This window comes from Hydrogenophaga sp. (assembly GCF_011772445.1).
Taxonomy (GTDB): Bacteria; Pseudomonadota; Gammaproteobacteria; order Burkholderiales; family Burkholderiaceae_C; genus Hydrogenophaga.
In genome coordinates this window covers 17,844-41,931 of the sequence record NZ_WVZN01000005.1, presented here as the reverse complement: position 1 = coordinate 41,931, position 24,088 = coordinate 17,844, and the positions used below count along the sequence as shown (strand labels likewise).

Annotated in this window: 23 protein-coding genes and 1 pseudogene; 14 read left to right on the top strand and 10 right to left on the bottom strand. The window is 69.1% G+C overall.

Annotated elements, in window-relative coordinates; genetic code table 11:
- The first annotated feature begins 37 nt into the window (after positions 1-37).
- Positions 38-382, top strand: a complete 345-nt coding sequence (locus GTO19_RS01710; protein WP_291017735.1) for a hypothetical protein — start codon at positions 38-40, stop codon at positions 380-382.
- Between the two features lie 68 nt (positions 383-450).
- Here GTO19_RS01710 and GTO19_RS01705 read toward each other — a convergent pair whose 3' ends face one another.
- The 3 genes from GTO19_RS01705 to GTO19_RS01695 form a co-directional block, all read right to left on the bottom strand.
- Positions 451-1,017: a DUF6036 family nucleotidyltransferase gene (locus tag GTO19_RS01705; protein ID WP_291017733.1), complete on the bottom strand. Its 567-nt coding sequence runs from the start codon at positions 1,015-1,017 to the stop codon at positions 451-453.
- Positions 1,014-1,469, bottom strand: a complete 456-nt coding sequence (locus GTO19_RS01700; RefSeq protein ID WP_291017731.1) for a type II toxin-antitoxin system Phd/YefM family antitoxin — start codon at positions 1,467-1,469, stop codon at positions 1,014-1,016. The genes GTO19_RS01705 and GTO19_RS01700 overlap by 4 nt, the downstream gene beginning before the upstream one ends.
- 70 nt (positions 1,470-1,539) lie before the next feature.
- Positions 1,540-3,921, bottom strand: coding sequence for an ATP-binding protein (locus GTO19_RS01695; RefSeq protein ID WP_291017729.1), 2,382 nt, complete (start codon positions 3,919-3,921; stop codon positions 1,540-1,542).
- Between the two features lie 153 nt (positions 3,922-4,074).
- On the opposite strand from GTO19_RS01695, the gene GTO19_RS01690 reads away from it, so the two are divergent.
- From GTO19_RS01690 to GTO19_RS01670, 5 genes and pseudogenes are all read left to right on the top strand, one after another.
- Positions 4,075-5,274, top strand: coding sequence for a threonine ammonia-lyase (locus GTO19_RS01690; protein WP_291017727.1), 1,200 nt, complete (start codon positions 4,075-4,077; stop codon positions 5,272-5,274).
- A gap of 47 nt (positions 5,275-5,321) precedes the next feature.
- The gene (locus tag GTO19_RS01685) at positions 5,322-5,726 is read left to right on the top strand and encodes a PaaI family thioesterase (protein WP_009515104.1); all 405 of its coding nucleotides are present in this window, start codon (positions 5,322-5,324) and stop codon (positions 5,724-5,726) included.
- Between the two features lie 73 nt (positions 5,727-5,799).
- Positions 5,800-5,940: a hypothetical protein gene (locus GTO19_RS01680; protein WP_291017722.1), complete on the top strand. Its 141-nt coding sequence runs from the start codon at positions 5,800-5,802 to the stop codon at positions 5,938-5,940.
- A gap of 346 nt (positions 5,941-6,286) precedes the next feature.
- Positions 6,287-8,144, top strand: a pseudogene (locus tag GTO19_RS01675) (phosphoenolpyruvate carboxykinase (GTP)).
- Positions 8,145-8,481: 337 nt separating this feature from the next.
- Entirely contained in the window at positions 8,482-9,729 is a 1,248-nt protein-coding gene (locus GTO19_RS01670) for a hypothetical protein (protein WP_291017719.1), read from the top strand.
- A gap of 68 nt (positions 9,730-9,797) precedes the next feature.
- On the opposite strand, the gene GTO19_RS01665 is transcribed toward GTO19_RS01670, so the two are convergent.
- Positions 9,798-10,331 carry a hypothetical protein gene (locus tag GTO19_RS01665; RefSeq protein WP_291017718.1) on the bottom strand — a complete coding sequence of 178 codons (534 nt, stop codon included), beginning with the start codon at positions 10,329-10,331 and terminating at the stop codon, positions 9,798-9,800.
- 123 nt (positions 10,332-10,454) lie between these two features.
- On the opposite strand from GTO19_RS01665, the gene GTO19_RS01660 reads away from it, so the two are divergent.
- The 3 genes from GTO19_RS01660 (at position 10,455) to GTO19_RS01650 (ending at position 12,755) form a co-directional block, all read left to right on the top strand.
- Complete coding sequence (locus tag GTO19_RS01660) at positions 10,455-11,438, top strand: LysR family transcriptional regulator (RefSeq protein ID WP_291017716.1); 984 nt, start codon at positions 10,455-10,457, stop codon at positions 11,436-11,438.
- Complete coding sequence (locus tag GTO19_RS01655) at positions 11,438-12,253, top strand: metallophosphoesterase (protein WP_291018258.1); 816 nt, start codon at positions 11,438-11,440, stop codon at positions 12,251-12,253. Before GTO19_RS01660 ends, GTO19_RS01655 begins: the two co-directional genes overlap by 1 nt.
- A 79-nt stretch (positions 12,254-12,332) precedes the next feature.
- A complete protein-coding gene (locus tag GTO19_RS01650; protein WP_291017714.1) occupies positions 12,333-12,755 on the top strand; it encodes a universal stress protein in 423 nt (140 codons plus the stop codon).
- A 47-nt stretch (positions 12,756-12,802) separates the two neighbouring features.
- Here the strand turns inward: GTO19_RS01650 and GTO19_RS01645 are convergent, their stop codons facing one another.
- Positions 12,803-13,717, bottom strand: coding sequence for a LysR family transcriptional regulator ArgP (locus GTO19_RS01645; RefSeq protein WP_291017712.1), 915 nt, complete (start codon positions 13,715-13,717; stop codon positions 12,803-12,805).
- 116 nt (positions 13,718-13,833) lie between these two features.
- On the opposite strand from GTO19_RS01645, the gene GTO19_RS01640 reads away from it, so the two are divergent.
- Positions 13,834-15,180 carry a D-amino acid dehydrogenase gene (locus GTO19_RS01640; protein ID WP_291017710.1) on the top strand — a complete coding sequence of 449 codons (1,347 nt, stop codon included), beginning with the start codon at positions 13,834-13,836 and terminating at the stop codon, positions 15,178-15,180.
- Here the strand turns inward: GTO19_RS01640 and GTO19_RS01635 are convergent.
- The 3 genes from GTO19_RS01635 to GTO19_RS01625 are packed head-to-tail and all read right to left on the bottom strand — an operon-like array spanning position 15,153 to position 18,304.
- On the bottom strand, positions 15,153-16,403 hold the full coding sequence (locus GTO19_RS01635) for an acyl-CoA dehydrogenase (RefSeq protein ID WP_291018255.1): 1,251 nt from the start codon (positions 16,401-16,403) through the stop codon (positions 15,153-15,155). The genes GTO19_RS01640 and GTO19_RS01635 overlap by 28 nt on opposite strands.
- Positions 16,404-16,439: 36 nt before the next feature.
- Complete coding sequence (locus GTO19_RS01630; RefSeq protein ID WP_291017706.1) at positions 16,440-17,255, bottom strand: alpha/beta hydrolase; 816 nt, start codon at positions 17,253-17,255, stop codon at positions 16,440-16,442.
- The gene (locus GTO19_RS01625) at positions 17,252-18,304 is read right to left on the bottom strand and encodes a peptidase M29 (protein WP_291017703.1); all 1,053 of its coding nucleotides are present in this window, start codon (positions 18,302-18,304) and stop codon (positions 17,252-17,254) included. The genes GTO19_RS01630 and GTO19_RS01625 overlap by 4 nt, the downstream gene beginning before the upstream one ends.
- Positions 18,305-18,375: 71 nt before the next feature.
- Here GTO19_RS01625 and GTO19_RS01620 point away from each other — a divergent pair, with 71 nt between their 5' ends.
- Genes GTO19_RS01620 through GTO19_RS01610 form a run of 3 tightly spaced genes read left to right on the top strand, consistent with a single transcriptional unit; the run spans position 18,376 to position 20,282 of the window.
- Entirely contained in the window at positions 18,376-18,897 is a 522-nt protein-coding gene (locus GTO19_RS01620) for a flavin reductase family protein (RefSeq protein WP_291017701.1), read from the top strand.
- Positions 18,894-19,319, top strand: coding sequence for a MarR family winged helix-turn-helix transcriptional regulator (locus GTO19_RS01615; protein WP_291017698.1), 426 nt, complete (start codon positions 18,894-18,896; stop codon positions 19,317-19,319). Before GTO19_RS01620 ends, GTO19_RS01615 begins: the two co-directional genes overlap by 4 nt.
- 54 nt (positions 19,320-19,373) lie before the next feature.
- Positions 19,374-20,282: a DMT family transporter gene (locus GTO19_RS01610; RefSeq protein WP_291017695.1), complete on the top strand. Its 909-nt coding sequence runs from the start codon at positions 19,374-19,376 to the stop codon at positions 20,280-20,282.
- Positions 20,283-20,307: 25 nt separating this feature from the next.
- Here GTO19_RS01610 and GTO19_RS01605 read toward each other — a convergent pair whose 3' ends face one another.
- Entirely contained in the window at positions 20,308-21,222 is a 915-nt protein-coding gene (locus GTO19_RS01605; RefSeq protein WP_291017692.1) for a LysR family transcriptional regulator, read from the bottom strand.
- Positions 21,223-21,319: 97 nt separating this feature from the next.
- Here GTO19_RS01605 and GTO19_RS01600 point away from each other — a divergent pair, with 97 nt between their 5' ends.
- A complete protein-coding gene (locus GTO19_RS01600) occupies positions 21,320-21,964 on the top strand; it encodes an NAD(P)-dependent oxidoreductase (RefSeq protein WP_291017689.1) in 645 nt (214 codons plus the stop codon).
- Here GTO19_RS01600 and GTO19_RS01595 read toward each other — a convergent pair.
- On the bottom strand, positions 21,961-24,048 hold the full coding sequence (locus GTO19_RS01595; protein ID WP_291017687.1) for an acetoacetate--CoA ligase: 2,088 nt from the start codon (positions 24,046-24,048) through the stop codon (positions 21,961-21,963). The genes GTO19_RS01600 and GTO19_RS01595 overlap by 4 nt on opposite strands.
- Between the last annotated feature and the right edge of the window lie 40 nt (positions 24,049-24,088).

Below are 24,088 nucleotides of genomic sequence, written 5' to 3'. Positions count from 1 at the left end.
TCCACGGTCTCAACGAATCGATTGCACGGAGCGCGTCATGTTTTTCCGCCTGCCCTGGCTGTCCAAGCGAAGGGCCCCCAGTTACCAGCACACCCAGGCCCTTGACCTGGACTACGTGGTCGATGAATTCCATTCGGCCATGGCCGACATCCAGGACCCGCTGCGCGTGCGCCTGCACGCCGCCCTGATGAACTGCCGCACGCCCCGCGAACTGTGGTTCCTGCGCGGCAAGCTCTTCAACCTGATCTGCAAGCACCACCACGAGGGTGAGGCCAACAAGCGCGTGGGCCGCCTGGACGCCAAGCTGCGCTACTTCGTGGACAACCACCCGGACTACTCGGCGGACGAGGTGCCGAGTCGTCCCATGGCGCTCCTGCACTGAGCCTGGCGCGCGCCCACACGAGAGGCCACCTTCGGGTGGCCTTTTTGCTGGCCGCGCCAGAAACCGTCTCAGGCGAGGCCGCCGCCACGCGGACGCCGGACGGATTCGAACCAGGCGCTGTCGCGCTCGATCTGCTCCTTCACGCGCGCCGCTTCCTGTTCGTCCAAGAACAGGGTGGTGCCGAGGCGGGCTCTGACCCGTGGCAAGGACACGTGCCCGGACAGCAGCCCCGCACGGATCCAGCGCAGGTCATTGGCCTGGCTTCGGGCGTACTTCGAGATGGCCGCATCGTCCGGATCGAGGAACCACACGCGCAGACCATCCCGCTCAATGAACGTCATGCGGACTTCCCAGCCGTCCGGCAGGCTGGGCAGGCTCGGCGACACGGGGTCCAGGTAGTAGCCGTGCGCCCGGTGGAAGTCCGAGCCCTCGCCCAGCGTCGCTCGCACGTCGTTGATGCGTCCCGGGTCGGACTTGGTGTAGCAATCGATGTCGATGGACATGGACATCTCCGCCGGCACGCCGTCCTCGTCATCGGTGCCGAGGATAGACAGGCTGCCGATCACCACGAAATCGCGGTGCCCGGTCAGCGCGTGGGCTTGCTCGAACAGGGTGAACAGGTGCGCCCGGTTCACGATGTCACCAGCAGCCAGGGGGAGTTCTGCCGCAGGGCGGTCCCCCACTCCAACGATTCGCACGCCATGGCGCTCGCCAGTGCTTCCACAGGCAGGCCGAGCAAAGCGTCCCACCGCGCGATGTAGTCTTCGCTGCAGAGGCGTTCCCGCCGCCAGCGCTCCACTTCCGCGCGGGCGCGGGCAATCAAGGCCTCGCGCTGCGGCTGGGGCATCAGGATCAGGTCGATGGCCAGGCGCTGGTGTTTGATCAGGCGGTCCTTGTCAACAAGCGCCTGCGCGGCGCGCGCCGCGCGCCGCTCGGCCAATTGTCCGTCGCGGTTGGCGCGCCCCTGAAACGCTTCGGGCGAACAGACGATGGCCTTGACCTTCTTATGCCGCTCGATGGCCACCGGCTCGTGCGCGGCGGCCTCCAGCAGCTCCCCGAAGTTCTGCTTGGCGTGGCTGGAGCTCATTTGGCGCATGAGCGAAGCGTACCCTGTTTTGTCCATTTTGGACAAAACATCTGGATGGAGCGAGAGCAGATCAGTGCACGAAGCCCATGCCACGCGCCTCACGCACCTCGGGCTTGATGCGGTGCTCGGCCTCGAGCTGGTCGAGGAACTCGGCCGGCGCCATGGCCTCGCCGAGGATCTCGGACTGGCGCTTGACGGCGGCGAAGTCGCCGGGGCACAGCTGCTCGAGGCGCGCCAGGCGTTGGCGCAGGGCGTCGTCCAGGCGCTCGGCCTTGCCGTCGAGGGCCTCGACCACGAACATGGTCTCGCGCTGCTCACGGGTGAGCGGCTTGAAGCGGATCTTGAAAGTGAAGCGCCGCAGCGCGGCCTGGTCGATGCTGTCCATCAGGTTGGTGGTGCAGACGAAGATGCCGGCGAAGCGCTCCATGCCCTGCAGCATCTCGTTGACTTCGGTCACCTCGTAGGTGCGCTGGGCGCCGCGGCGGTCCTGCAGGAAGCTGTCGGCCTCGTCGAGCAGCAGCACGGCGCGCTCGGCCTCGGCCTCGCGGAACATGGCGGCCATGTGCTGCTCGGTCTCGCCCACGAACTTGCTCACCAGGTCGCTGGCGCGGCGGATCATGAGCGGGCGGCCGAGCTGCTGGGCGATGTGCTCGGCCAGCGCCGTCTTGCCGGTGCCGGGCGCGCCGTGGAAGCACAGGCAACCGTGGCCGCGCGCCTTGAGTGCCTCGATGATGCGCGGGACGGGGTGGCGCGACTCCACGTGCAGCATGTCCAGGCTGTATTGCGTGACGCTGGGGCGCTGGAGCACGTCGGGCGCGCGGCCCAGGGCCTGGTCGGCGTGGCGCAACTGGCGCTCGATGAGCTCGTCCAGCAGCGGGGGCGGCCCCACGCGCGCGGCCTTGCGGCCCGTGGCGCGCGCTGGCGCGGCGGCCAGTTCGGCGAAGCGCACCGCCGTGCGGATCTGCGCCGGCGTGAGGCCCTTGCGTTCGGTCAGGCGGCCCACCAGGGCCTCGCTCACGGCCGCGCCTTCCAGCGTCTTGCGCACGAGCTGTTCGCGCGCGCCGGGCGGCGGGCTCTTGAGTTCCAGGTGGTAGGCGAAGCGGCGGCGGAAGGCGGGGTCGATCTGCTCGATGCGGTTGGTGATCCACACGGTGGGCACCGCGTTCGATTCGAGCACCTGGTTGACCCAGGCCTTGCCGCTGACCGAGTGGCTGTGCGGCGCGGCCACGTGCTCGGCGCGCGCCATGAACTGCGCGGCTTCGCTGGAGATGGGCGGGAACACGTCCTCCACCTCGTCGAACAGCAGCGCCGATTGCGCCGTGCCCTTGAGGAACACCTGCGCGATCTGCAGCGAGCGGTAGCGGTCGCGGCCGGAGAGCGCATTGCCGTCGCGGTCGGCGTACTCCACTTCGAACAACTCCAGGCCGGCGGCCTTGGCCGCCACGCGCGCGAGTTCGGTCTTGCCGGTGCCCGGCGGGCCGTAGAGCAGCACGTTGACGCCCGCCTCCTTGCGCGCCACGGCCTCGCGCAGCAGGCCGCTGAGCAGGCGCACGTCCTCGGCCACGTAGTCGAAGTCGCCGGGTACCAGGGTGGAGCGCGCCGCCGGGCGCGTGAACACGGCCATGAGCTCGCTCTGCGAGCGGTACTCGCGCATCAGCACGGGCGGCAGTTTTTCGCTGACCTTCATCAGGTCGGCCAGGTCGGTGATGTTGTGCTCGGAGATGAGGTTCTCGACCATTCCGATGCGCTCGAGCCGCGAGCCCGCGCGCAGGGCCTCGCCCACCTCGCTGGCCTTCACGCCAGCCACGTCGGCGATGGCGGCGTAGGCCTCGGGCGCGTTGTTCACCTTGAACTCGACCAGGATGGAGCGCAGGTCGCGCTGGTAGCGCGCCAGCGTGCCGTAGAGCAGCAGCGCGCGCTCGGCGCGGTTGAGCTGCAGCAGGCCGGCCAGGGCGTCGATGTTCTTTTCCACGAGTGTGCTCTGCTTCTTGAGCGCCTGGCTCAGCCAGTCGCCGGTGACGGCCAGCACCGAGAGGAGGTCCTTGGGCGCTTCCTTGGCGTATTCGTCCAGGTAGAAGAAAAGCGTGCCTTCTTCGTAGGGACCGCGCCAGACGCCGTAGCGGTCCATGAATGCGGCGGTGGAGAGCTTGTCGTGGCCGGCCCAGAGGTCGTTGTCGCGGCAGCGGCGTTGCAGGAACTCGCGCAGGCGCTGCAGCACCGTGTGCGGCCACACCAGGTGGCGGCCGGCCAGCGACAGCAGGGTGTTCAGGTCGCGGCGCACGTTGAAGCGCGGGCCCTGGCGCGCAGCAAGCGTGAGCACGAAGTGCGAGCACATGAGGTCGAGCACGGGCGCCTGCTTGAGGCCGTGCGGCACGTGCAGGCGCCCTTCGCCCAAGGCTCGCGCCTCGGGCGAGCGGATCGCGGGACTGGGGGACAACGGCCGTTTGCTCATGCGCAGGCTCCTGCGACTACCTCCTGAGTGGCGGGGCGCCGCAGAACCAGGGCCCCTGTGCGGCGCACCATAACGCAGCTTGCTGCGCAGTGGAAGGGCGTCATGACGGGCGTTCGCGGGCTTTTTCCACGGCGGTCGCGCCACAATCGCCGGATGCTTCAAATCGACGACATCCGCGCCGCGGCGGCGCGCCTGAACGGCCAGATCCTGCGCACGCCCTGCGTGGAATCGCGCACGCTCTCCCAGCTCACGGGCTGCCAGGTGTTCCTGAAGTTCGAAAACCTGCAATACACCGCCTCGTTCAAGGAGCGCGGGGCGTGCAACAAGCTCGCGCAGCTCACGCCCGAGGAAGGCGCGCGTGGCGTGATCGCCATGAGCGCGGGCAACCACGCCCAGGGCGTGGCTTACCACGCGCAGCGCCTGGGTTTGCGCGCCGTCATCGTGATGCCGCGTTTCACGCCCGGCGTGAAGATCGAGCGCACCCGCGGCTTCGGCGCCGAGGTCGTGCTGCACGGCGACTCGCTGGACGAAGCCCGCGCCCACGCCCGCGCGCTGGCGGAGCAGCAGGGCCTGGTGTTCGTCCACCCCTACGACGACGAAGCGATCGCGGCCGGCCAGGGCACGGTGGGGCTGGAGATGCTGGCCGACGTGCCCGAGCTGGACACGCTGGTGGTGGCGATCGGCGGCGGTGGGCTCATCGGCGGCGTCGCCACGGCGGCCAAGGCACTCAAACCGGGCATCGAGGTGATCGGCGTGCAGACCGAGCGGTTTCCGGCGATGGTCAACGCGATCAAGGGCACGCAGCACCCGCAAGGCAGCAGCACCATCGCGGAAGGCATCGCCGTGGGCACGCCGGGCGAGATCAATCTGCCCCTGGTGCGCGAGCGAGTGGACGACCTGTTGCTGGTGGACGAGGGCGACATCGAGCAGGCCATCGTGATGCTTTTGGAGATCGAGAAGACCCTGGTGGAAGGCGCGGGCGCCGCGGGCCTGGCGGCCCTGCTCAAGCACCCCAAGCGCTTCGCGGGGAAGCGCGTGGGCCTGGTGCTCAGCGGCGGCAACATCGACCCGATGCTGCTGGCCTCCATCATCGAACGCGGCATGGTCCGCGCCGGCCGGCTGGCGCGCATCGCCGTGAACGCGCGCGACGTGCCGGGCAACCTGGCCCGCATCACGGCACTCGTGGCCGAAGCGGGCGCCAACATCGGCGAGGTGCACCACCAGCGCGCCTTCACCCTGCTGGCGGCGCAGAACGTGGAGATCGAGCTGGTGCTGCAGACGCGCGGGCGAGCGCACGTGAAGCAGGTCATCGACGCGCTGAACGCGGCCGGCTTCGGCGCCCACGAGCAGTAATCCGCGGGACGCCCGCTCGTCCGGCCGCCTCCGCATAATCGCGCGCCATGGACAACAGCACCCTGCAGGCCGCCCTGGCCGAGTACTTCGCCCCCTGGGTCCAAGCCCTGGGACTCGTGGTCGACGGCAGCGCCGAGGGCGCCGTCACCCTGCGCCTGCCGCAGAACGACCAGCTCAGCCGCGTGGGTGCCATGCTCTGCGGCCAGGCCATGATGGCCGCGGCCGACACGGCCATGGTGCTGGCGCTGATCCGCCAGTTCGGCGAATTCCGCCCTTGCACCACGGTGCAGATGAACACCAGCTTCCTCAAGCCCCTGTCGGGCCAGGACGCCCTGGTCGAGGCGCGCGTGATCCGCGCCGGCAAGAGCCTGGCCTTCGGCGAGATCGACATCCGGGGCGCCAGCGACGGCAAAAGCGTGTGCCGCGCCACGACGACATACGCGCTGTTGTAGAGCCCGCGGGCCCCGCGCAGCCCGTTTCCCCTAAAATCGCCGCTTTTCGAGACCTGACCCCCCGGAGCATTTCATGGCCCACCACGAACACCACACCCCCGAACAGACCGAAGACGTAGTCGAGGCCATCACCCCGCTGATGCCCGTCGTGCTGCCCATCGCTGGCGGCGTGCTGATGTTCCTGCTGGCCTTCATCGCTGTGTTCATGGCCTGAAACCGCCCTGCGGGAACGAAGCCGGCCACCCATCGGGCGCCGGCTTTTTTGTGGGTTTCGGCGCCGGGATTCGCTGGGAACCCCGTAAATTGCATCACGTCATGCGGGTTTTGCATGTACCCCGCCTGTAACTCCAAGGGGTAAATCCTAAAATCGACCCAGTCGTCGAATAGCGCCCCGCCCCGCGAGACCACCGCCTTGCCGGGTACGCAGCTTGCCCACATCCACCGATGGCAAGCGGCGCAAACGACCCGAATTTGCTCGCCCAGACCCCACGCCGACAGCCGCTGCCCGCGGCTGTCCCCGTCTTGGGCGGCCGCCGGTTATCAATCTCAGGAGTCACTCGATGAACTCTCCCGTGATGCAGGGCCTGGCCCTCAACACCCCCGCCTATGTGAAACACGCACGCCTGATTGCCTGGGTGGCCGACATGGCCGCCCTGTGCAAGCCGGACACCATCGTCTGGTGCGACGGCAGCGACGAGGAATACAACCGCCTTTGCCAGCAACTGGTGGACGCCGGCACCTTCAAGCGACTCAACCCGGCGAAGCGCCCGAACAGCTATCTCGCCTGGTCCGATCCGGCCGACGTGGCGCGCGTGGAGGACCGCACCTTCATCTGCTGCGAGCGCCAGGAGGACGCCGGCCCGACCAACAACTGGAAGGACCCGGCCGAGATGCGCGCCACCCTGCAGCCGCTGTTCGACGGCTGCATGCGCGGGCGCACCATGTACGTGGTGCCCTTCAGCATGGGCCCGCTGGGCTCCCCCATCGCCCACATCGGCGTGGAGCTCTCCGACAGCGCCTACGTGGCCGTGAACATGAAGCTCATGACGCGCATGGGCAAGGCCGTGTACGACGTGCTCGGCACCGACGGGGATTTCGTTCCCTGCGTGCACACCGTGGGCGCGCCGCTGCAGGCCGGAGAGCAAGACACCACGTCCTGGCCGTGCAACCCCACCACCAAGTACATCGTCCACTTCCCCGAGACGCGCGAGATCTGGAGCTACGGCTCGGGCTACGGCGGCAACGCGCTGCTGGGCAAGAAGTGCTTCGCGCTGCGCATCGCGTCCACCATGGCTCGCGACGAGGGCTGGCTGGCCGAGCACATGCTCATCCTGGGCGTGACCAACCCGCAAGGCAAGAAGTACCTACGTGGCGGCGGCCTTCCCCAGCGCCTGCGGCAAGACCAACTTCGCCATGCTGATTCCGCCCAAGGGCTTCGAGGGCTGGAAGGTCACGACCATCGGCGACGACATCGCCTGGATCAAGCTCGGCGACGACGGCCGCCTCTACGCCATCAACCCCGAGGCCGGCTTCTTCGGCGTGGCGCCTGGCACCAACACGGCCACCAACCCCAACTGCATGGCCAGCCTCAACAAGGACGTGATCTTCACCAACGTCGCGCTCACCGATGACGGCGACGTGTGGTGGGAGGGCATGGGCGAAGCGCCTGCGCACGCCATCGACTGGCAAGGCAAGGACTGGACGCCGCAGATCGGCAAGGAGACGGGCGCCAAGGCCGCCCACCCGAACGCCCGCTTCACCGTGGCCGCCACCAACAACCCCGCACTCGACGCGGCCTGGGACGACCCCAAGGGCGTGGCCATCGACGCCTTCATCTTTGGCGGCCGCCGCAGCACCACGGTGCCGCTGGTGACCGAGGCGCGCGACTGGACCGAGGGTGTGTACATGGCCGCGACCATGGGCTCGGAAACCACCGCCGCCGCCTTCGGCGCCCAAGGCGTGGTCCGCCGCGACCCCTTCGCCATGCTGCCCTTCACCGGCTACAACATGAGCGACTATTTCCAGCACTGGCTCGACCTTGGCGCAAGGCTGCAGGCCCAGGGCGCGAAGTTGCCGGGCATCTTCTACGTCAACTGGTTCCGCAAGGACGAGGACGGCAAGTTCCTCTGGCCCGGCTTCGGCGAGAACATGCGCGTGCTCAAGTGGATGATCGATCGCCTGGAAGGCAAGGGCCAGGGCGTGGAGCACGCCTTCGGCGTCTCGCCGCGCTACGACGACATCCACTGGAGCGGGCTGGACTTCAGCGCCGAGCAGTACCGCACCGTCACGGCCATCGACAAGGCCGCCTGGCTCAAGGAGCTGGAGTTGCACGCGGAGCTGTTCGAGCAGCTGGCCCACCACCTGCCGCGCGAGCTGCAGGACACCAAGGCGCGCATCGAGCAGAGGCTGGCGGCCTGAGGGTGCCCTGACCCTCTCCCCAAGACGGCCCTGGCGGGCCGTTTTTTTTTGTTGGTGCCGCTAGCCGGTGAGCCTCGGGTCAGTCAAAGGTATTGCCGTTACCTTGTGTGATCGATTTCGTCAATCAGGGAGTTATCACGAATTGGCGTCATGCTTGGTCGAGTTACATTTTGATGCAGACGCTGGTGGCACCAGCGTCGTACGTCAAAACCACTCATCAGGAAGGCAAATGTTCACTACAAGCATCAAATACACGCTGGCAGCCTCATGCGTCCTGGCATTGGCCGGATGCGGAGGAGGGGGAGGGGGAGCAACGGCGAGCGCCCCTGAGGCTCCCGTGACGCCAGCAACTCCCGCGGCTTTCACACTGTCGGTCGAAGTCGATGGAGTCGCCGCCTCGCCCGACGCCTCAGGCCGGTACGTCGTGCGTCCGGGACAGTCGGTGGCCGTCAGGTCCAACCACGACGCGACATGGTCGGGCAATGACCTGGGCAGCGGGGTCACCCGCACTGAACGAGACACCGGCAACGCGCAATGGATCTCGCGTTTCGCCAACCCAAGCCCTGGCGCTCCAGGCAGCTATCGACTGACAGCCGGCGCATCGGGCGGCCGCACACTGACGCTGGACTTCACGGTGCAGACTGGCGACTACCGCAATGGCGAGTACATGCTGTACGCCGCCAACGGCACGCGCCAGAAGCTCACCATCAACTTCGACACCGCCACCTACAGCACAACCGACGGCACCGGTGGGGTGGAATCCGGCACGTTGACCGCGCCCGCCGGGCCAGCGACGGACTGGACGGTGCACAGCGCACGCATCGCCGGCTTCAACGCGGCATCTCTGCGCAGTCTGGGCGACACCATCGTCGGCGCACTTCCGTTCAGGGTTCCCTCGGCCGCGCCTGGCACGTTCGCGGTCTACCCGTTCATTGCCACGCGTGCCTTCCTGCTCAGCGCGAATCGACTCGACGGGGTGTTCAACCGACTGCAGATCCAGTACCTGACGGGTGGCGGCCGCCAGTCCGCCATTTCTCAACTGGGGGTCTTTGACGGCGGAACAGTGATGAAGCAGTGCTCCCACCTCACCATCCACGAAATCGATACGTGTCCGGCCGCCAGCGTGGTGACGAGTCGCCTGGAGCCCGACCCAGACAACAGCGGCCTTTGGCTGATGAAGCATCCGACCACAAACGCCCTGATGGGCCGGATCGGCATTGCCGAGATCAATGGCGAAAAGATCTATTTGTCGGGTGGCGCGTCGCCCTCGGACGGCAGCCAGCTCCTCAGCATCGGCCTGCCATCCCAGACCCGGGTTCCGACCTTCACCAGCTCGGGTTGGTCCACCGACGGGACGCTCGACAGCGTCGTGGCCACACCCACCACCTATGACATCGACCACGACACGGGCGCCATCAGCACGCACAACCTGACGCTCAACACGATCAGCCCTCCGGGTCTGCACCTGCTCAGTGACGGCACCCAGCACTACTTCATGATCCGCTCGCAGACGCTCGAGCTGGCGGTGGCCGCACGCAACTCCACGCTACGCCCTGGCTTTCTGCACATCGGCGTACTGCATTGAACGCAGCGCTGTTCAAAGAAAAAAAAGGCCACCCGAGGGTGGCCTTTCTTATTCGCGCAGGAAGCGCTTCAGATGAAGTGCAGCTTCGCGTAGCGTGCGCGGCTGGCGGCCAGGCGCTCCCAGTAGCTGGCTTCGGGTGCCGCTTCGGCCTTGGCCGCTTCGGGCAGGCCCAGGGGGGCCAGCGCTTCGCCAAAGTCCGCGGCGGCCGGCTCCTGCTCGGCGCGGTCGCGGGCGGCGATCAGCTCGCTCATCAGGCGCTGGTCGTGGCGGGCCATTTCCCACAGGCGCATTTCAGCGCGCGCTTCCGCCAGCGAACGGGACCAGCTGTCGAGCGCCGCCACGGTGCGGCGCGCCAGGCCGCGGGCGCTGTCGGCGAACAGGGCCAGACCGGCGAAGACCACGGCCCAGAGCAGCACCCAGGCCAGCATCAGGTGGCCATCGGCCCAGGTGTCGATCAGTTGGTCGGCCACCACGATGAGGGTGGCAATGGCGGCGGCGAGCAGCAGGGCGCTGAGGCCACGCGCGCCTTCAGGTGCGGCGGATTTTTGGGTGCCGGCGCGCAAGGCGGCGGGCAGCGAGGGGGCGGTAAGGGCGGTGCTCATGGTGAACTCCTGGAAAACCACGTCTTGTGGACTGGGGTGGAATCTTGTGGACAGGGGTGAATATAGGGATAACCCGCATATGTATCCACTTTATTCTGATGATGGGTACCATTCCCCGTATAAATGGTTTCCCTGAACTTTCGCACCCTCGACCTGAATCTCCTGCGCGTGTTCGACGAGGTGATGGCCGAGCGCAACCTCACCCGGGCGGCCTACAACCTGTCGATGACCCAGCCAGCGGTGAGCAATGCCCTGCGCCGCCTGCGCGAGCTGGTGGGCGACGAACTGGTGCGGCGTTCGGGCTTTGGGGTCGAACCCACACCCACCGCCCTGGCCCTGTGGCCCTCGGTGCGCGAGGCCCTGGGCCTGTTGCGCGGCGCCCTGTCGCCCGGCGCGTTTGAGCCGGCCACCGCGACCAGCACCTTCCAGGTCGCCATGGCCGACGCCACCTCGGCCAAGCTGATTCCCAGCCTGATCGACATCCTGGAGCGCGAGGCCCCGGGCGTGAACCTGCGTGTGCTGCCGCTGACCACGCGCGACCCGCGCCAACTGCTGGAAAAGGGTGACGCGGACCTCGCCATCGGGCACTTCCCTGCCGTCATTGCCGAGTTGGGCGCGCGCCAACAGCAAGATGAGCTGCCGCGCTTCGCCTTCGAGCGCCTGTACGACGGCGACTACGTGGTGGTGATGCGCCGCGGCCACCCCCTGGCCGGACGGCCGCTTTCGCTGGACACGTACTGTTCGGCCCGTCACCTGCTGGTGAGCTTCTCGGGCCGGCCCTTCGGTTTCGTCGACGAAGCCCTGGCGGCGCGCTCGCGCCAGCGGCGGGTGGTGATCACGGTCAACCAGTTCTTCACCGCCGGGCGCGTGGTGGCCACCACCGACCTGCTCACCGTGCTGCCGCGCCACTTTCTGTCGGCCACCGGCATGGAAGACGAGCTGGCCATCAGCGAGCTGCCCCTGGCGGTGCCCGAGGTGCACGTCGATACGCTGTGGCACCGCCAACGCCAGCACGACGCCGCGCACCGGTGGTTGCGCGAGGCGGTGTCGCGCTCTGCCGCCGACAGCGGCCTGCAGGGCGCCGGCACGAACACAATCGCCCCATGATGAACATCCAGCTGCTGAGCGACCTGCACCTCGAAGCCAACCGCGACTTCGAACCGCAACCCGCGCCCGGCGCCGACCTGCTGGTGCTGGCCGGCGACGTGGGCTCCTACCAGCGCCGGCGCGACGGCAGCGCCATGCCCGAGCCCGACTGGGGCCTGCGCCGCTTCGCCGACTGGCCAGTGCCCGTGCTTTACCTTCCGGGCAACCACGAGTACGACGCTCTCGACGTGGACGAGGCGCACGCCGCCCTGCGCGCCACCTGTGAGCGGCTGGGCCTGCGCTGGCTGGAGCGCCAGACCTGGGTCTGGCGCGGCGTGCGCTTCGTCGGCACCACGCTGTGGAGCGACTACGACGCCATCCGCCCGCCCGGCAGCGACCCGCTGCTGCAACGCGAAAAAGCGTTCCGCGCCGCCAACCACTACCTGCGGCAGATGGACGCGCGACGACACGGCACCCTGTTCGACGCCGCCGCCATGCGCGACCTGGGCCTGGAGTGCCAGGCCTGGCTGCGTGAGGCCCTGGCACAGCCTTTTGACGGCCCCACCGTCGTCATCACGCACTTCGCCCCCACCTTGCACAGTGCCGACCCGCGCTACGGCCTCACGCCCGGCACGGCGGGCTTCTGCAACGCGCTGGACGAGCTGCTGCCGCTGGCAGACCTCTGGCTGCACGGCCACCTGCACTGCCCCACCGATGTGCGCGTGGGCCGATGCCGCATTCGCGCCAACCCGCTGGGCTACCACGACAAGAAGGAACAATTGGCCTTCGATCCGGTCTGCCTGGTGCCAGTGGAAGCGAGGGGCCAGCCCGTTTGATCCTGCGCAAACCCGTGGCGCGCCTCGGCCCGTACACTGGCCCCGTTCCTCACTCGATCAACAACCAAGGAGAACCGCGATGAAGATCCTGCTGGCCGTCGATGGCAGCGAGTACACGAAGAAGATGCTCGCCTACCTCACCACCCACGACGAGTTGTTCGGCGCCAACAACGACTTCACCGCGATCACAGTCCAGTCGCCGCTGCCGCCGCGGGCCCGCGCCGCTGTCGGCGCCGACGTGGCCAACCAGTACTACGAGGACGAAGCGGCCAAGATCACCGGTCCGGTGGACAAATTCCTGAAGCGCCACGGCATCAATGCCAAGCTGGTGCACAAGACCGGCGCGGCCGGCGAGGTCATCGCCAAGACGGCCAACTCGGGCAAGTTCGACATGGTGATCATGGGCTCGCATGGTCACGGCGCGCTGGGCAACCTGGTGCTGGGCTCGGTGGCCACCCGGGTTCTGGCGCACTGCACCTCGCCGGTGCTGATCGTTCGCTGAAGCCTGCGGCCCACCGTTCGAATGAAGCCGCCCGCGGGCGGCTTTTTTCATGCCCGGCGCAGGCTGAGGGTGGCCGCTGCGCGCAGGGCCGCGCTCAACGCGTCCAGCACATCGGAACTGAGGTTCCAGCAATGCCAATGCAGTGCCACGCCCAAGCGATGCTTCGGCGCCGCGTTCACCAGCTCGCCGCGCTCGATGAGTTCCCGTACCAGCAGCCAGGGCACCACGCTCAGGCCCCAGCCCGCCAGCACGGCGCGCACCTGGCCTTCGCTGGAGGGCACGAAGCGCTGCTTGAGCAACACGCGCTGCAGGCCGAAGGCCTCGGCCACGAAGGCGTGCTGCAGGTGGTCCTTGCGGTTGAAGGCGATGAAGGGCAGGCGGTGGAAGTTGTGCGAGTTCAAGCCGCGCGGACAGTGCTCGCGCGCGAAATCGGGCTGGGCGATCAGCACGTAGTCCATGACACCCAGCGGCTCCATCCGGCAGCCGCGCAGCGCCTGGCCGAGCGAGGTGACGCAGCCCAGCACCTGGCCCTCGCGCAGCCACTCGTGCGTGAATTCCTGGTCGTCCGCGATGATCTCGAGCGGCAGGCCCTGGCGCGCCAGTTCGTTCAGCGCGGGCAGCGCCCAGGTGGCGATGCTGTCGGCGTTGATCGCCACCGAGATGCGCTCCTCGCCCCGCGCGCTGGCGGCGCTGCTGGGCGCCAGTTCCTTCAGGTCCTTCTCCAGGTCGGCGCGCAGCAGCCGCATCATCTTGGCGTGCTTGATCATGAGCTGCCCGGCCGGTGTGGCCTTGAGCGGTCGGCTGCGCACGATGAGGACCGTGCCCACCTGCGCCTCCAGCGCGCGCAGGCGCTGCGAGACCGCCGACTGCGTGATCGACAGCCGCCGGGCGGCGCGCTCGAAGCCGCCCTCTTCCACGATGGCGGCCAGACACTCCAGGGCATCGGGATCGAAGGTGGACATGGTCGGCTCCTTTATCAGCAAAACTGATGAACTCGATTTTGCTTGAATCCCGCTTCACTTGAGTTCACGCTTTCCCGACACTGCCGGGATCAGCGATCCGCTGTTCGGAGAAAGCCATGAAAGTCACCGTCCTGGGCGCCGGCATCATCGGCGTGAGCACCGCCTGGCACCTGCTGCAGCGCGGACACGAGGTCACTCTGGTGGACCGCCAGCCCGACGCCGCACTGGAAACCAGCTTCGCCAATGCGGCGCAGATCTCGGTGAGCTACTGCGAACCCTGGGCCAACCGCGAGGCGCCGCTGAAGGCGCTGAAGTGGATGTTCTCGTCCACCTCGCCGCTGCTGTTCCGACCACAGATGGACCCGGCGCAGTGGCGCTGGGGCCTGCAGTTCCTGGCGCAGTGCAACGACGCGGCCTTCGAGCGCAACGTGGCGCAACTGGTGGCGCTGGGCTCGTACAGCCACGCCGCGCTGAAAGACGTGGTTCGCGAGACCGGCATCGACTATCAGCGGCTGGAGCGCGGCATCGCACACTACTACGTGGACCAGCGGGCGTTCGACGGCGCGGCCGGCGCGGCCGAGCTGATGGCGCGCTTCGGCGTGAAGCGGCGGGTCGTGTCGCGCGAAGAGCTGTTGCGCATCGAGCCCGCGCTCTCGGCCTTTGCCGATCGCATCGTGGGCGGCACCTTCACCGAGACCGACGAATCGGGCGACGCACGGGTGTTCACGCAAGCGCTGGCCTCGCTGTGCGCCGCGCGCGGGGCGCGGATGCTCTTCCATCACGACATCGAACGACTCGATGTGGCCGGCGGCGCACTGAACCACGTGCGCGTGCGCAGCCGCGCCACCGGCGTGCTCAGCGCGCTCAAGGCAGACGCCACCGTGGTGGCCTGCGGCTCGTACACCACGCCGCTGCTGGCGCGCATCGGCGTGCGCGTGCCCATCTACCCCGGCAAGGGCTACAGCGCCACGCTGCCGCTGCTCAAGCCCGCGCGCGCACCGGTGGTGAGCATGATCGACGACAGCCTGAAGATCGCGATGTCGCGCCTGGGCGATGAGCTGCGCGTGGCCGGCACCATCGAGCTCGGCGGGTTCGACCTGTCGCTGGACACGCCGCTGGCGCAAAAGCGCTGCGAGATGCTGGTGCGCCGCATCGAGCAGGTGTTCCCCGGCGTGGCCGACACGCGCGTGCCGGCCGAGGGCGGCACCCCTCGCTTCTGGACCGGTTTGCGCCCCGCCACACCGACCAACATCCCCCTGATCGGCCGGCTGCCGGTGAAGGGTCTGTGGATCAACGCCGGCCACGGCACCCTGGGCTGGACGCACGGCGCGGGCTCGGGCAAGGCCCTGGCCGAGCTCATCAGCGGCGAGCGGCCCGCCATGGCCTTTGGCTTCCACGGCTTCGAGGCCGCGCGGGCGGCCCGGCAAGCAAAGGCTCAGGCGTCCTTTTCCCCTGGCTCGTAAAGCGTCTCGCGCCCCATGCGGTCGACGATGAGTTCGGCCGTCCAGGGCAGCATGAGCGAGCCACAGCGGCTGTCGCGGTACAGGCGTTCCAGCGGCAGGTGCTTCATCATGCTCTGGCCACCGCAGGTGCGAATGGCCAGTCGCGCGATGTCGTTGGCGCCTTCCATCACCGCGTGGTGCGCCGCGTACAGGCGCAGCTTCTCGTCCTTGCCCGGGTTGGGCCGAGCCTCCTGGATGGCGCGCGTGAACAGCGCCTTCATGCCTTCGAGCTGCAGGCGCATCTGCGCCACCGCGATCTGCTTGGTGGGGTACTGACGGCGCTTCACCGGCGGCTCGCCCGGCACCTCGCCGCGCAGGTACTGCACGGTGAAGTCGTAGGCGGCGTTGGCCAGGCCCAGGTAGGTGGGCGCCAGCGTGAAGAACATGGCCGGCCAGGTCTGCGCGCCGACGAAGTAGATGCCGCGCGGCATGAGTTGCTCGGCGTCGGTGACGAACACGTCCTTGAAGGTGAGGTTGCGGCTCACGGTGCCGCGCATGCCCAGCGGGTCCCAGTCGCCACTGATGCCGAGGCCTTCGCTGGTGGCGGGCACGCTGATGTACATCGTGTCGCGCGGGTCCGGGTCCTTGCCCTCGACGTCTTCGGTGCACAGGATGCCGTAGTAGTCGGCCGCGCCCGAGAGGCTGGCGAAGATCTTGCGGCCGTTGATGAGCCAGCCGCCGTCGACCTTCTTCGCGGTGGTGCCGAAGGGCGCGCGCCCGGCCGCGGCGGCCGAGCCTTCGCTGAAGGGCTGGGCGTACACGGCGCCGTCGTTGACGATGCGCTGGAAATGCAGCTTGCGCCGCGCCGCGTGTTCGGCGCGCTGGGCCTCGGTCATGGCGATGCCGTCGGCCAGCACGCCGGTCCACATGGTGCTGCAGATGTGCATGTTCCAGGTGAGGGCGGTGGCGCCGCAGAAGCGCCCGATTTCGGCCGCGACCATCATGTAGGTGGGGTAATCCGCGCCCAGGCCGCCGTGGTCCTTGGGCACGCACAGGCGCAGGAAGCCGGCCTCGCGCAAGTCCTCGTAGTTGGCGAAAGGAAAGCTCGCCTCGCGGTCCCACTGGGCGGCGCGGGGCGCGAATTTCTCGCGCCCCAGGCGGTTCGCCACGGTGAGCAACTCGCGCTGCAGCGGCGTGAAGGCCATGTCGCCCACGGCGGGGGTGAAGTCCAGGCCGGTGTTCAGGGGCTCGCGTTGCATGCTGTCTCCTTGGTTCTCTGGTCAGTGCAGGTCTTTCGCGGGCGAGGGCGCGGGCTCGGCCAGGAAGCCGAGCAGCAGGCCGTCGAAGTCCTCGGGCGCTTCGAGGTTCATGAGGTGGCCGATGCCTTTGAGCTCGGCGTAGCGCCCGTTCGGAATGGCCTCGGCCATCTGCTTCATCACCGAGGGCGCGGCCACGCGGTCGAACTCGCCGCCGATGAGCAGCGTGGGCACGCGGATGTCGCGCAGCGCGGCCTGGCGGTCGAAGGTGACGAGGCAGTCGAGCGCGCGCCGGTAGGTGGCGGCCGGCACACCGCCCATGCAGTGCTCGGCCAGGCGCAGGCCCTCGGGCAAGGCGCCGGGGCCGGCCATCTGCGGCACCAGCACCTGCGCCACCTCGGCCATGCTCTTGCCGGCGTCCAGCGGCGCGGTGCGCTGGGCGATGAACTGGCGCGCCCAGGCCTCGGCGTCGCGCCCGTCGGTGCGCTTGCCGAAGGCGGCCGAGGTGCCCGCCAGCACGAGCCGGCTGACCTTGTCGGGACGGCGCGCGATCACCTCCTGCGCGACCATGCCGCCCATGCTGTGGCCCACCAGGGTGACGCTGTCGCACTGCAGGGCGTCGATGAGATCGACGCAGCTTTGCGCGAGGCCCTTGAAGGTGTAGGGCTCGATGGGCGCGCTGCGGCCGTAGCCGGGCATGTCCCAGGCCACGGCGCGGTAGCCGGCGCCCGCGAGCGATTCGACCTGCGGCGCGAAGGCCAGGTGGCCACCGCCGATGCCATGCAGCATGAGCACGGTGGCGCCGCTGCCCAGCGCGGTGAAGGTGGGCAGCGCGTTCATTCGACCACCACCTTCCCGGCGTCGATGACGACGGTGTCGTCCAGCGACACGGTGCAGCCGCGCAGCGGGAAGTCGAAATGCCCGCGCGTGTGGCGTCCTGCGACTTCATTGGCGCCGGTGCTGTAGAGGAAGTTGCCGGCAAAGGCGCGCAGCTCGGTGCCGTTGAAGTCGCGTTTGTCGTAGAGCGCCATGCTGTCCCAGCGCGCGCGTTCGTTGAGCCCATAGCCCACGTGGCTCACGGCGTAGGCCTCGGGCTCGCCCCAGGCGGCGTAATGGCTGCGCAGCAGCTCGGCGTCAACGCCGCTGCCCTCGATGCGCGTGACGGTGTCGGATTCGATGCGCAGCGTGATGGGCCGCTCGATGTAGCGCTTGAAGGTGAGGTTCACGTCGCCCTCCGCGAGCACCAGGCTGCCGTTGACCGTGCCTGCCGCCGGAAAGCCCAGCACCATGCCGCCAGGCCAGTGCGTGAGCGTGCCGGGGCGCGTGGTGCTGCCCCAATTGCCGCCGAGCACCGCTCCCTTGAGGTCGACGCTGAGGTCGGTGCCGGCGGCTGAGGTGACGCGAAGGCGCCTCGCGCCGCGCAGGCGCTTGACGTGCGCCTTCACGCGCGCCTCGGTGGCCTCGTCGGGCAGCAGGCGCATCAGCGCCTCGGGGTGTTCGTCGCTCACATAGACCACGCGCGGCTGGGTCTGGCCGTCGCCCTTGAGGATGGCGGGCAGCTCGGGCGCGTGCATCAGGCCCTCGGCGGTGCAGTCGATCACGAGCTGACTGCCCGCGAGCGCGGCGATCACGGGCTGCAGATGCTGGATCGCCGGGCTCGCGCCGGTGGAGCGTTGCACCGGCGCGCCGTTGCTGAACACCGAGGGCAGCGTGAGCCGGAAACAGCGCGCGCCCAGGCGCGCCGCGGCCAGGTGGGCCAGCTCGACCAGCACCGGCCGGCTCTGGGTCTCGCCGAGAATGGCGACCACTTCGCCGGGCTGCAGCGCACAGCGCTTCAGCATGGCCTCGAAGGCGTCGATCCAGGCGGGTTCGATCCGCTCCTGCAGCATCCGTGCTCCTGTCGGGGTTGTGAAATGGGTCGAGGCCCATTATTCATGAAAATTCATGTAAATTGCAGCCCATGTCCCCCGCCCGTCAAGCCGGCCACGCGGCCCGCCCACCCGATTTTTCGGCGCACGAGTTCCGCGCCTCGCTGGGCATGTTCGCCACCGGCGTGACCATCGTCACCGCGCGCGCCCCCGATGGCGCGCTCATCGGCCTCACCGCGAACTCGTTCAACTCGGTGTCGCTGTCGCCGCCGCTGGTGCTGTGGAGCCTGGCGCACCACGCCGGCTCCATGGCCTTCTTCCGCAACGGCTCGCACTACGCCATCAACGTGCTCGCGGCCGACCAGCAGGCCCTGGCCGAGCGCTTCGCCGCGCGCGGCATCGATCGCTGGGCCGGCGTGGCCTTCACCGAAGGCGGCAACGGCGCGCCGCTGCTCGATGGCGCGGCCGCCAACTTCGAGTGCTTCAACCGCAGCCAGTACACCGAGGGCGACCACGTCATCTTCGTGGGCGAGGTGGAGCGCTGCACCCATCGCCCGGGGGCATCGCCCTTGCTGTTCCACGGCGGGCGCTTTTATGCGGAGCATCCGTTGTGAAGGAACGCTTCACCAACGACTACCTGGGTTACCTGCTCGGCCAGGCCAACCACGCCCTCTTCAAGGAGTTCGATGCTCAGGTGCGCGAGGCCGGCGTGGGCTCGCTCGAGTGGCGGGTGCTGGCCGTGCTGAGCGGCGAATCGCCCATGGCGGTGGGCCGGCTCGCGCACGAGGTGCTGAGCCAGCAGCCCACCGTCACCAAGCTGCTGCAGCGCATGGTGGCGCAGGACTGGGTGGCCCTGCACGACGACCCGGCGGACCAGCGGCGCACGCTGGTGTCCATCACGCCCACCGGACAGAAGACGGTGGCACCGCTGCTGCGCCGCGCCCGCGCGCACGAGAACGCCATGCTGGCCGACCTCTCGGCGGCCGAGGTGCAGCGCCTGAAGGACCAGCTCCGTCGCCTGGCGCAGGCGCGCTGAGCGAAGAACCCCCGCGACACGTCGGGCGCGCGCCGCCGCGCACAATCGCCGGCCATGTCGCCTGCCCTGCCCGTCGCCCGCAAGACCCACCTCGATTCCCTGGCCGTCACGCTGCTCGTGGTGTGCTGCGCCTTCTGGGGTTTCCAGCAGATCCTGATCAAGTTCGCGGTGGCCGAGGTGCCGCCGCTGTGGCAGGCCAGCCTGCGCTTCTGGGGCGCCACGCTGCTGCTGTGGCTGTGGTGCCGGGCGCGCGGCGTGCCGCTGTTCCAGCGCGACGGCACGCTCAAGGCCGGCCTGCTCGCGGGCGTGCTGTTCGCCGGCGAGTTCGCCTTCATCTACCTTGGGCTGCAGCTCACCTCGGCGTCGCGCCTCACGGTGTTTCTGTACACCAGCCCCTTCGTGGTGGCCCTGCTGCTGCCCCGCGTGGTGCCCAGTGAAACGCTGCGCCGCGTGCAGTGGGTCGGCCTGACGATCGCCTTCGCGGCCGTGGCCACCGCGTTCAGCGAAGGCTTCACCAGCGCTTCGCCGGTGGCCGGCCAATGGCGTGGCGACGCCATGGCCCTGGGCGCCGGCATCCTGTGGGGCCTGACGACGCTGACCATCCGCGCCAGCCGCCTCGCGACGACCAGCGCGGAAAAGACCCTGTTCTATCAAGTGGCCGTCACCGCCCTGGTGGCGCCGCTGCTCTCGCTCGCGCTGGGCGAACCCTGGGGCTGGTCGTACTCGGGCCTGGCCTGGGGATCCATCGCACTGCAGTCGGTGGTGGGCGCCTTCGCGAGCTACCTGGCCTGGATGTGGATGCTGCGCCACTACCCGGCCACGCAGATCAGCACCTTCACCTTCCTCACGCCGGTGTTCGCGCTGGTGTTCGGCGTGCTGCTGCTGGGCGAGCCGCTGACGCTCAAGCTGGTGCTGGCCCTGGTGGGCGTGGCGCTGGGCATCGTGCTGGTGAGCCGGCGCTGAGCGCGGCGGTCAGCGCGCGCGCACGTCAGCCGTCGGGCAGGCCGAAGTGCGCCTGCAGCGCCCGCAGCGCGTGGCGCACCTTGGCGGGCTGCTCGTCGCGCCGGGGCGTGACGGCAAACACCGCGGCCGGCTCCAGGCGCCAGTCGGGCAGCACGGGCACCAGGCGGCCCTGCTCCAGCGCGGTGCGCACGTCGTCGCGCATGCCCACATACAGCCCCCAGCCCTCCAGCGCCAGGGCCTCCAGCACCGTCACCTGCGAGGCCAGCACGCGCGGCTCCACGCGCACCTCGGCACGCGCCCCGTCCTGCGCCTGGAACACCAGCGTCGTCACCGCACCGCTGCGCGGCGGCAGGCCCAGCCAATCGTGTCCGGCCAGTTCACCCGGGTCGCGCGGCCAGCCGCGCTCGGCCAGGTAACGCGGCGCGGCGCACAGCACGCGCTGCAGCTCGCCCAGGCGGCGCGCCACCAGGGCCGAGTCGGTGAATCGGCCCACGCGCAGGGCCAGGTCCACGCGCTCGGCGATCAGGTCGATGGGGGTGTCGTCCAGCAGCAGGTGCAGGCGCAGCCGCGGGTGGCGGCGCAGGGGCTCCAGCGCGCTGGCCAGCAGCTCGCCGAAGCCGATGGGCGCGGCCAGGCGCAGCTCGCCCTCGGGCTCGTCGCGCAGGCGCTCCAGGGCCAGGTCGGCACTGCGGGCCTGGGCCACCATGGCCGCGCAGGCGGGGTGGTAGCGCTCGCCGGCCTCGGTGAGGGTGAGTCGGCGCGTGGAACGGTGCAGCAACACCAGGCCCAGCGAACGCTCCAGCAGGCGCAGCTGCTGGCTCACGGCCGAGGGCGTGGTGCCCAGGCGGCGCGCGGCGGCGCTGATGGAGCCGCTGTCCACGATTTCGGCGAACAAGGCCATGCGGCGCAGCTTGTCGGCCAGGGTTTGGGCTTCACTCATTAGATTGGCTACAAGATGAATGCCGATTCTGCCGTCTGGTGGGGCGTTCGTGTAGCCGGGAGACTCAATCCCATCCCCAACCCTTCAGGAGCACCCCATGAAGATCGCCCTCATCGGCGCCACCGGATTTGTCGGCAGCGCCGTGCTGAACGAACTGCTTTCGCGCGGCCACGCCGTGACCGCGCTGGCCCGCCACCCCGAGAAGATTGCCGCGCGCGGCGGTTTGCAGGTGGTGCGCGCCGACGTGCTGGACCCGGCCCAGGTCGCCGCCGCCGCCAAAGGCCAGGACGCCCTCGTCAGCGCCTACAACCCCGGCTGGAGCGAGCCGCGCATCTACGAGGTCTTCGGCCAGGGCTACGACGCCATCCTCGCCGGCGCGAAACAGGCCGGCGTGAAGCGCGTGCTGGCCGTGGGCGGCGCCGGCAGCCTGGAGGTGGCGCCCGGACTGCAACTGGTGGACACGCCCGAATTCCCGGCGGAATGGAAACAGGGCGCGCTGGCTGCGCGCGACCTGCTGACGCGCCTGCGTGGCGAGAGCGCGCTGGACTGGAGCTTCGTCTCGCCCCCGATCGCGCTGGCGCCGGGCGAGCGCACGGGCCGCTACCGCGTGGGCGGTGACCGGTTGCTGCCCGGCCAGGGCGATCAGCCCTCGGGCATTTCGGTCGCCGACCTGGCGGTGGCCATCGTGGACGAGATCGAGAAGCCGCAACACGTGCGGCAGCGCTTCACCGTGGCGAGCTAAGCCCCCGCGCGCTCGCGCGCCAGCTTCACGTACCAGTCCAGGCAGCCCGGGTTGGCCATCGCCTCGCGGTTGATGACCTTCTCGATCGGCTGGCCCAGCAGCAGCTTCTTGATCGGCAGCTCCTGCTTCTTGCCGGACAGGGTGCGCGGGATCTCGGCCACCTGGTAGATCGCGTCGGGCACGAAGCGCGGTGACAGCGCCTGGCGGATGGCGCCGCGCAGGCGCTCGCTCAACGCGTCGTCCAGCGTGCAACCCGGGCGAAGCACCACGAACAGCGGCATCCAGCTCTCGCGGCCCAGGTACTCCAGGTCCACCACCATGGAATCGAGCACCTCGGGCAGGGCCTCGACGGCGCTGTAGATTTCGCTCGTGCCCATGCGCAGGCCGTGGCGGTTGATGGTGGCGTCGGAACGGCCGTAGATGATGCAGGAGCCGTCGGGCAGCACACGCAGCCAGTCGCCGTGGCGCCAGACGGCGCCGGCCTCGGGGCCGAGGTCGCCGCCACCCGGTTGTCTGCCATGGCCGGGCGGGTAAGCGTCGAAGTAGCTGCCGATCAGGCGCTGGTTGTCCTTGTCACCCACGAAGTGGAGCGGCATGGACGGAATGGGCTGCGTGCACACCAGCTCGCCCACCTCGTCGATCACGGGCTCGCCGCGCTCGTTCCACGACTCCACCGCGCAGCCCAGCAGGCGGCACTGCATGCGTCCCGGCGCCTGCGGCAGCTCGCGGTTGCCGCCGATGAAGGCGCCCGCGAAGTCGGTGCCGCCGCTGATGTTGCACCACCAGATGTCTTTCTGCGCCTCGCTCGCGGCGATGGCGGCGAACTGCGCCGTGCCCCAGCGCTGCGCGTCCTCCGACAGCGGCGAACCGGTGGTGCCCAGCGCGCGCACGCGCGACAGATCGCCGCATTGCGACAGGTCCACCCCCGCCTTGAGGCAGTTGGCGAAGAAAGCCGCGCCGGCGCCGAAGAAGGTGACGCCGGTCTCGGCCGCGAATCGCCACAGCGTGGTCCAGTCGGGCGCGTCCTTGGAGCCGCCGGGATTGCCGTCGTAGATGACGCAGGTGGTGCCGTTGAGCAGGCCGCTGACCTGCGCGTTCCACATCACCCAGCCGGTGGAGCTGTACCAGTGGTAGCGCTCACCCCAGCTGTTGGGCTCGTAGCTGCAGCCGATGTCGTTGTGCAGGACCTTCAGCGCCATGCCCACCAGCACCGTGCCGCCATGGCCATGCACGATGGGCTTGGGCAGCCCGGTGGTGCCGCTGGAGTAGACGATCCACAGCGGGTGGTCGAAAGGCAGTTCCACCGGCTCGAAAGCAGCGGTCCCGGCGTCCTCGCGCGCCACCACCGCCTCGAAGTGCGCGCATGGTGCCGCGCGGGACAGCACGCCGGCCTTGGCGTCGGCGGTCTCGGCCAGGTTGGTGTGCAGCACCACATGGCGCACCGTGGGCAGGGCAGCGCGCAGCTCGGCCACCACGCCCAGGCGGTCGATGTCGCGTCGGCCATAGGTCACGCCGTCGCAGGCGATCAGGGCCACAGGTTCGATCTGGCGGAAGCGGTCGAGCACGGCGTTGGTGCCCATGTCGGGGGCGCACACGCTCCACACGCCGCCGATGCTTGCCACCGCAAGAAAGGCGATCGCCGTCTCCGGGATGTTGGGCAGGTAAGCGGCCACGCGGTCGCCCGGGCGCACACCTTGCGCCTTCAGGTGCAGGGCCAGCGCGGCCACCTGGCGGCGCAGCTCGGGCCAGCTCAGTTCGGTGTGGCGGCCCTTTTCGTTGCGCGCGATCAGCGCGGGCATGCCGGCCGCGTGCGCGGGCGCCACGTGGCGAAACACCTGGTCCACGTAGTTGGCGTGACCGCCCGCGAACCACTGGGTACCCGGCATGGTGTTATGCAACAAAACGTTCTCGTTCTTGCTGTCGAAATGCAATCCAAAGTATTCTTCTATGGACTTCCAGAACCCTGAGAGATCGGTGACGGACCACTGCCACAGGTCGTGGTATCCGTCGAAGCGCAGGCCATGGCGCTGCGCGAGCCAATCGGTGTAGCGGCGGATCTGGGGCACGTAGGGGGGCGTTGGCATGGGGTTCCTGCTTTGGGTTGCGGGCCGCAGCGTAGCGTCG

What these genes read in the sequence shown, in the direction of transcription:
- GTO19_RS01710 (WP_291017735.1), top strand. Translation starts at nt 38, where the DNA reads ATGTTTTTCCGCCTGCCCTGGCTGTCCAAGCGAAGGGCCCCCAGTTAC.
- GTO19_RS01700 (WP_291017731.1), bottom strand. Translation starts at nt 1,469, where the DNA reads ATGAGCTCCAGCCACGCCAAGCAGAACTTCGGGGAGCTGCTGGAGGCC.
- GTO19_RS01695 (WP_291017729.1), bottom strand. Translation starts at nt 3,921, where the DNA reads ATGAGCAAACGGCCGTTGTCCCCCAGTCCCGCGATCCGCTCGCCCGAG.
- GTO19_RS01690 (WP_291017727.1), top strand. Translation starts at nt 4,075, where the DNA reads ATGCTTCAAATCGACGACATCCGCGCCGCGGCGGCGCGCCTGAACGGC.
- GTO19_RS01685 (WP_009515104.1), top strand. Translation starts at nt 5,322, where the DNA reads ATGGACAACAGCACCCTGCAGGCCGCCCTGGCCGAGTACTTCGCCCCC.
- GTO19_RS01680 (WP_291017722.1), top strand. Translation starts at nt 5,800, where the DNA reads ATGGCCCACCACGAACACCACACCCCCGAACAGACCGAAGACGTAGTC.
- GTO19_RS01665 (WP_291017718.1), bottom strand. Translation starts at nt 10,331, where the DNA reads ATGAGCACCGCCCTTACCGCCCCCTCGCTGCCCGCCGCCTTGCGCGCC.
- GTO19_RS01660 (WP_291017716.1), top strand. Translation starts at nt 10,455, where the DNA reads ATGGTTTCCCTGAACTTTCGCACCCTCGACCTGAATCTCCTGCGCGTG.
- GTO19_RS01655 (WP_291018258.1), top strand. Translation starts at nt 11,438, where the DNA reads ATGAACATCCAGCTGCTGAGCGACCTGCACCTCGAAGCCAACCGCGAC.
- GTO19_RS01650 (WP_291017714.1), top strand. Translation starts at nt 12,333, where the DNA reads ATGAAGATCCTGCTGGCCGTCGATGGCAGCGAGTACACGAAGAAGATG.
- GTO19_RS01645 (WP_291017712.1), bottom strand. Translation starts at nt 13,717, where the DNA reads ATGTCCACCTTCGATCCCGATGCCCTGGAGTGTCTGGCCGCCATCGTG.
- GTO19_RS01640 (WP_291017710.1), top strand. Translation starts at nt 13,834, where the DNA reads ATGAAAGTCACCGTCCTGGGCGCCGGCATCATCGGCGTGAGCACCGCC.
- GTO19_RS01630 (WP_291017706.1), bottom strand. Translation starts at nt 17,255, where the DNA reads ATGAACGCGCTGCCCACCTTCACCGCGCTGGGCAGCGGCGCCACCGTG.
- GTO19_RS01625 (WP_291017703.1), bottom strand. Translation starts at nt 18,304, where the DNA reads ATGCTGCAGGAGCGGATCGAACCCGCCTGGATCGACGCCTTCGAGGCC.
- GTO19_RS01620 (WP_291017701.1), top strand. Translation starts at nt 18,376, where the DNA reads ATGTCCCCCGCCCGTCAAGCCGGCCACGCGGCCCGCCCACCCGATTTT.
- GTO19_RS01610 (WP_291017695.1), top strand. Translation starts at nt 19,374, where the DNA reads ATGTCGCCTGCCCTGCCCGTCGCCCGCAAGACCCACCTCGATTCCCTG.
- GTO19_RS01605 (WP_291017692.1), bottom strand. Translation starts at nt 21,222, where the DNA reads ATGAGTGAAGCCCAAACCCTGGCCGACAAGCTGCGCCGCATGGCCTTG.
- GTO19_RS01600 (WP_291017689.1), top strand. Translation starts at nt 21,320, where the DNA reads ATGAAGATCGCCCTCATCGGCGCCACCGGATTTGTCGGCAGCGCCGTG.
- GTO19_RS01595 (WP_291017687.1), bottom strand. Translation starts at nt 24,048, where the DNA reads ATGCCAACGCCCCCCTACGTGCCCCAGATCCGCCGCTACACCGATTGG.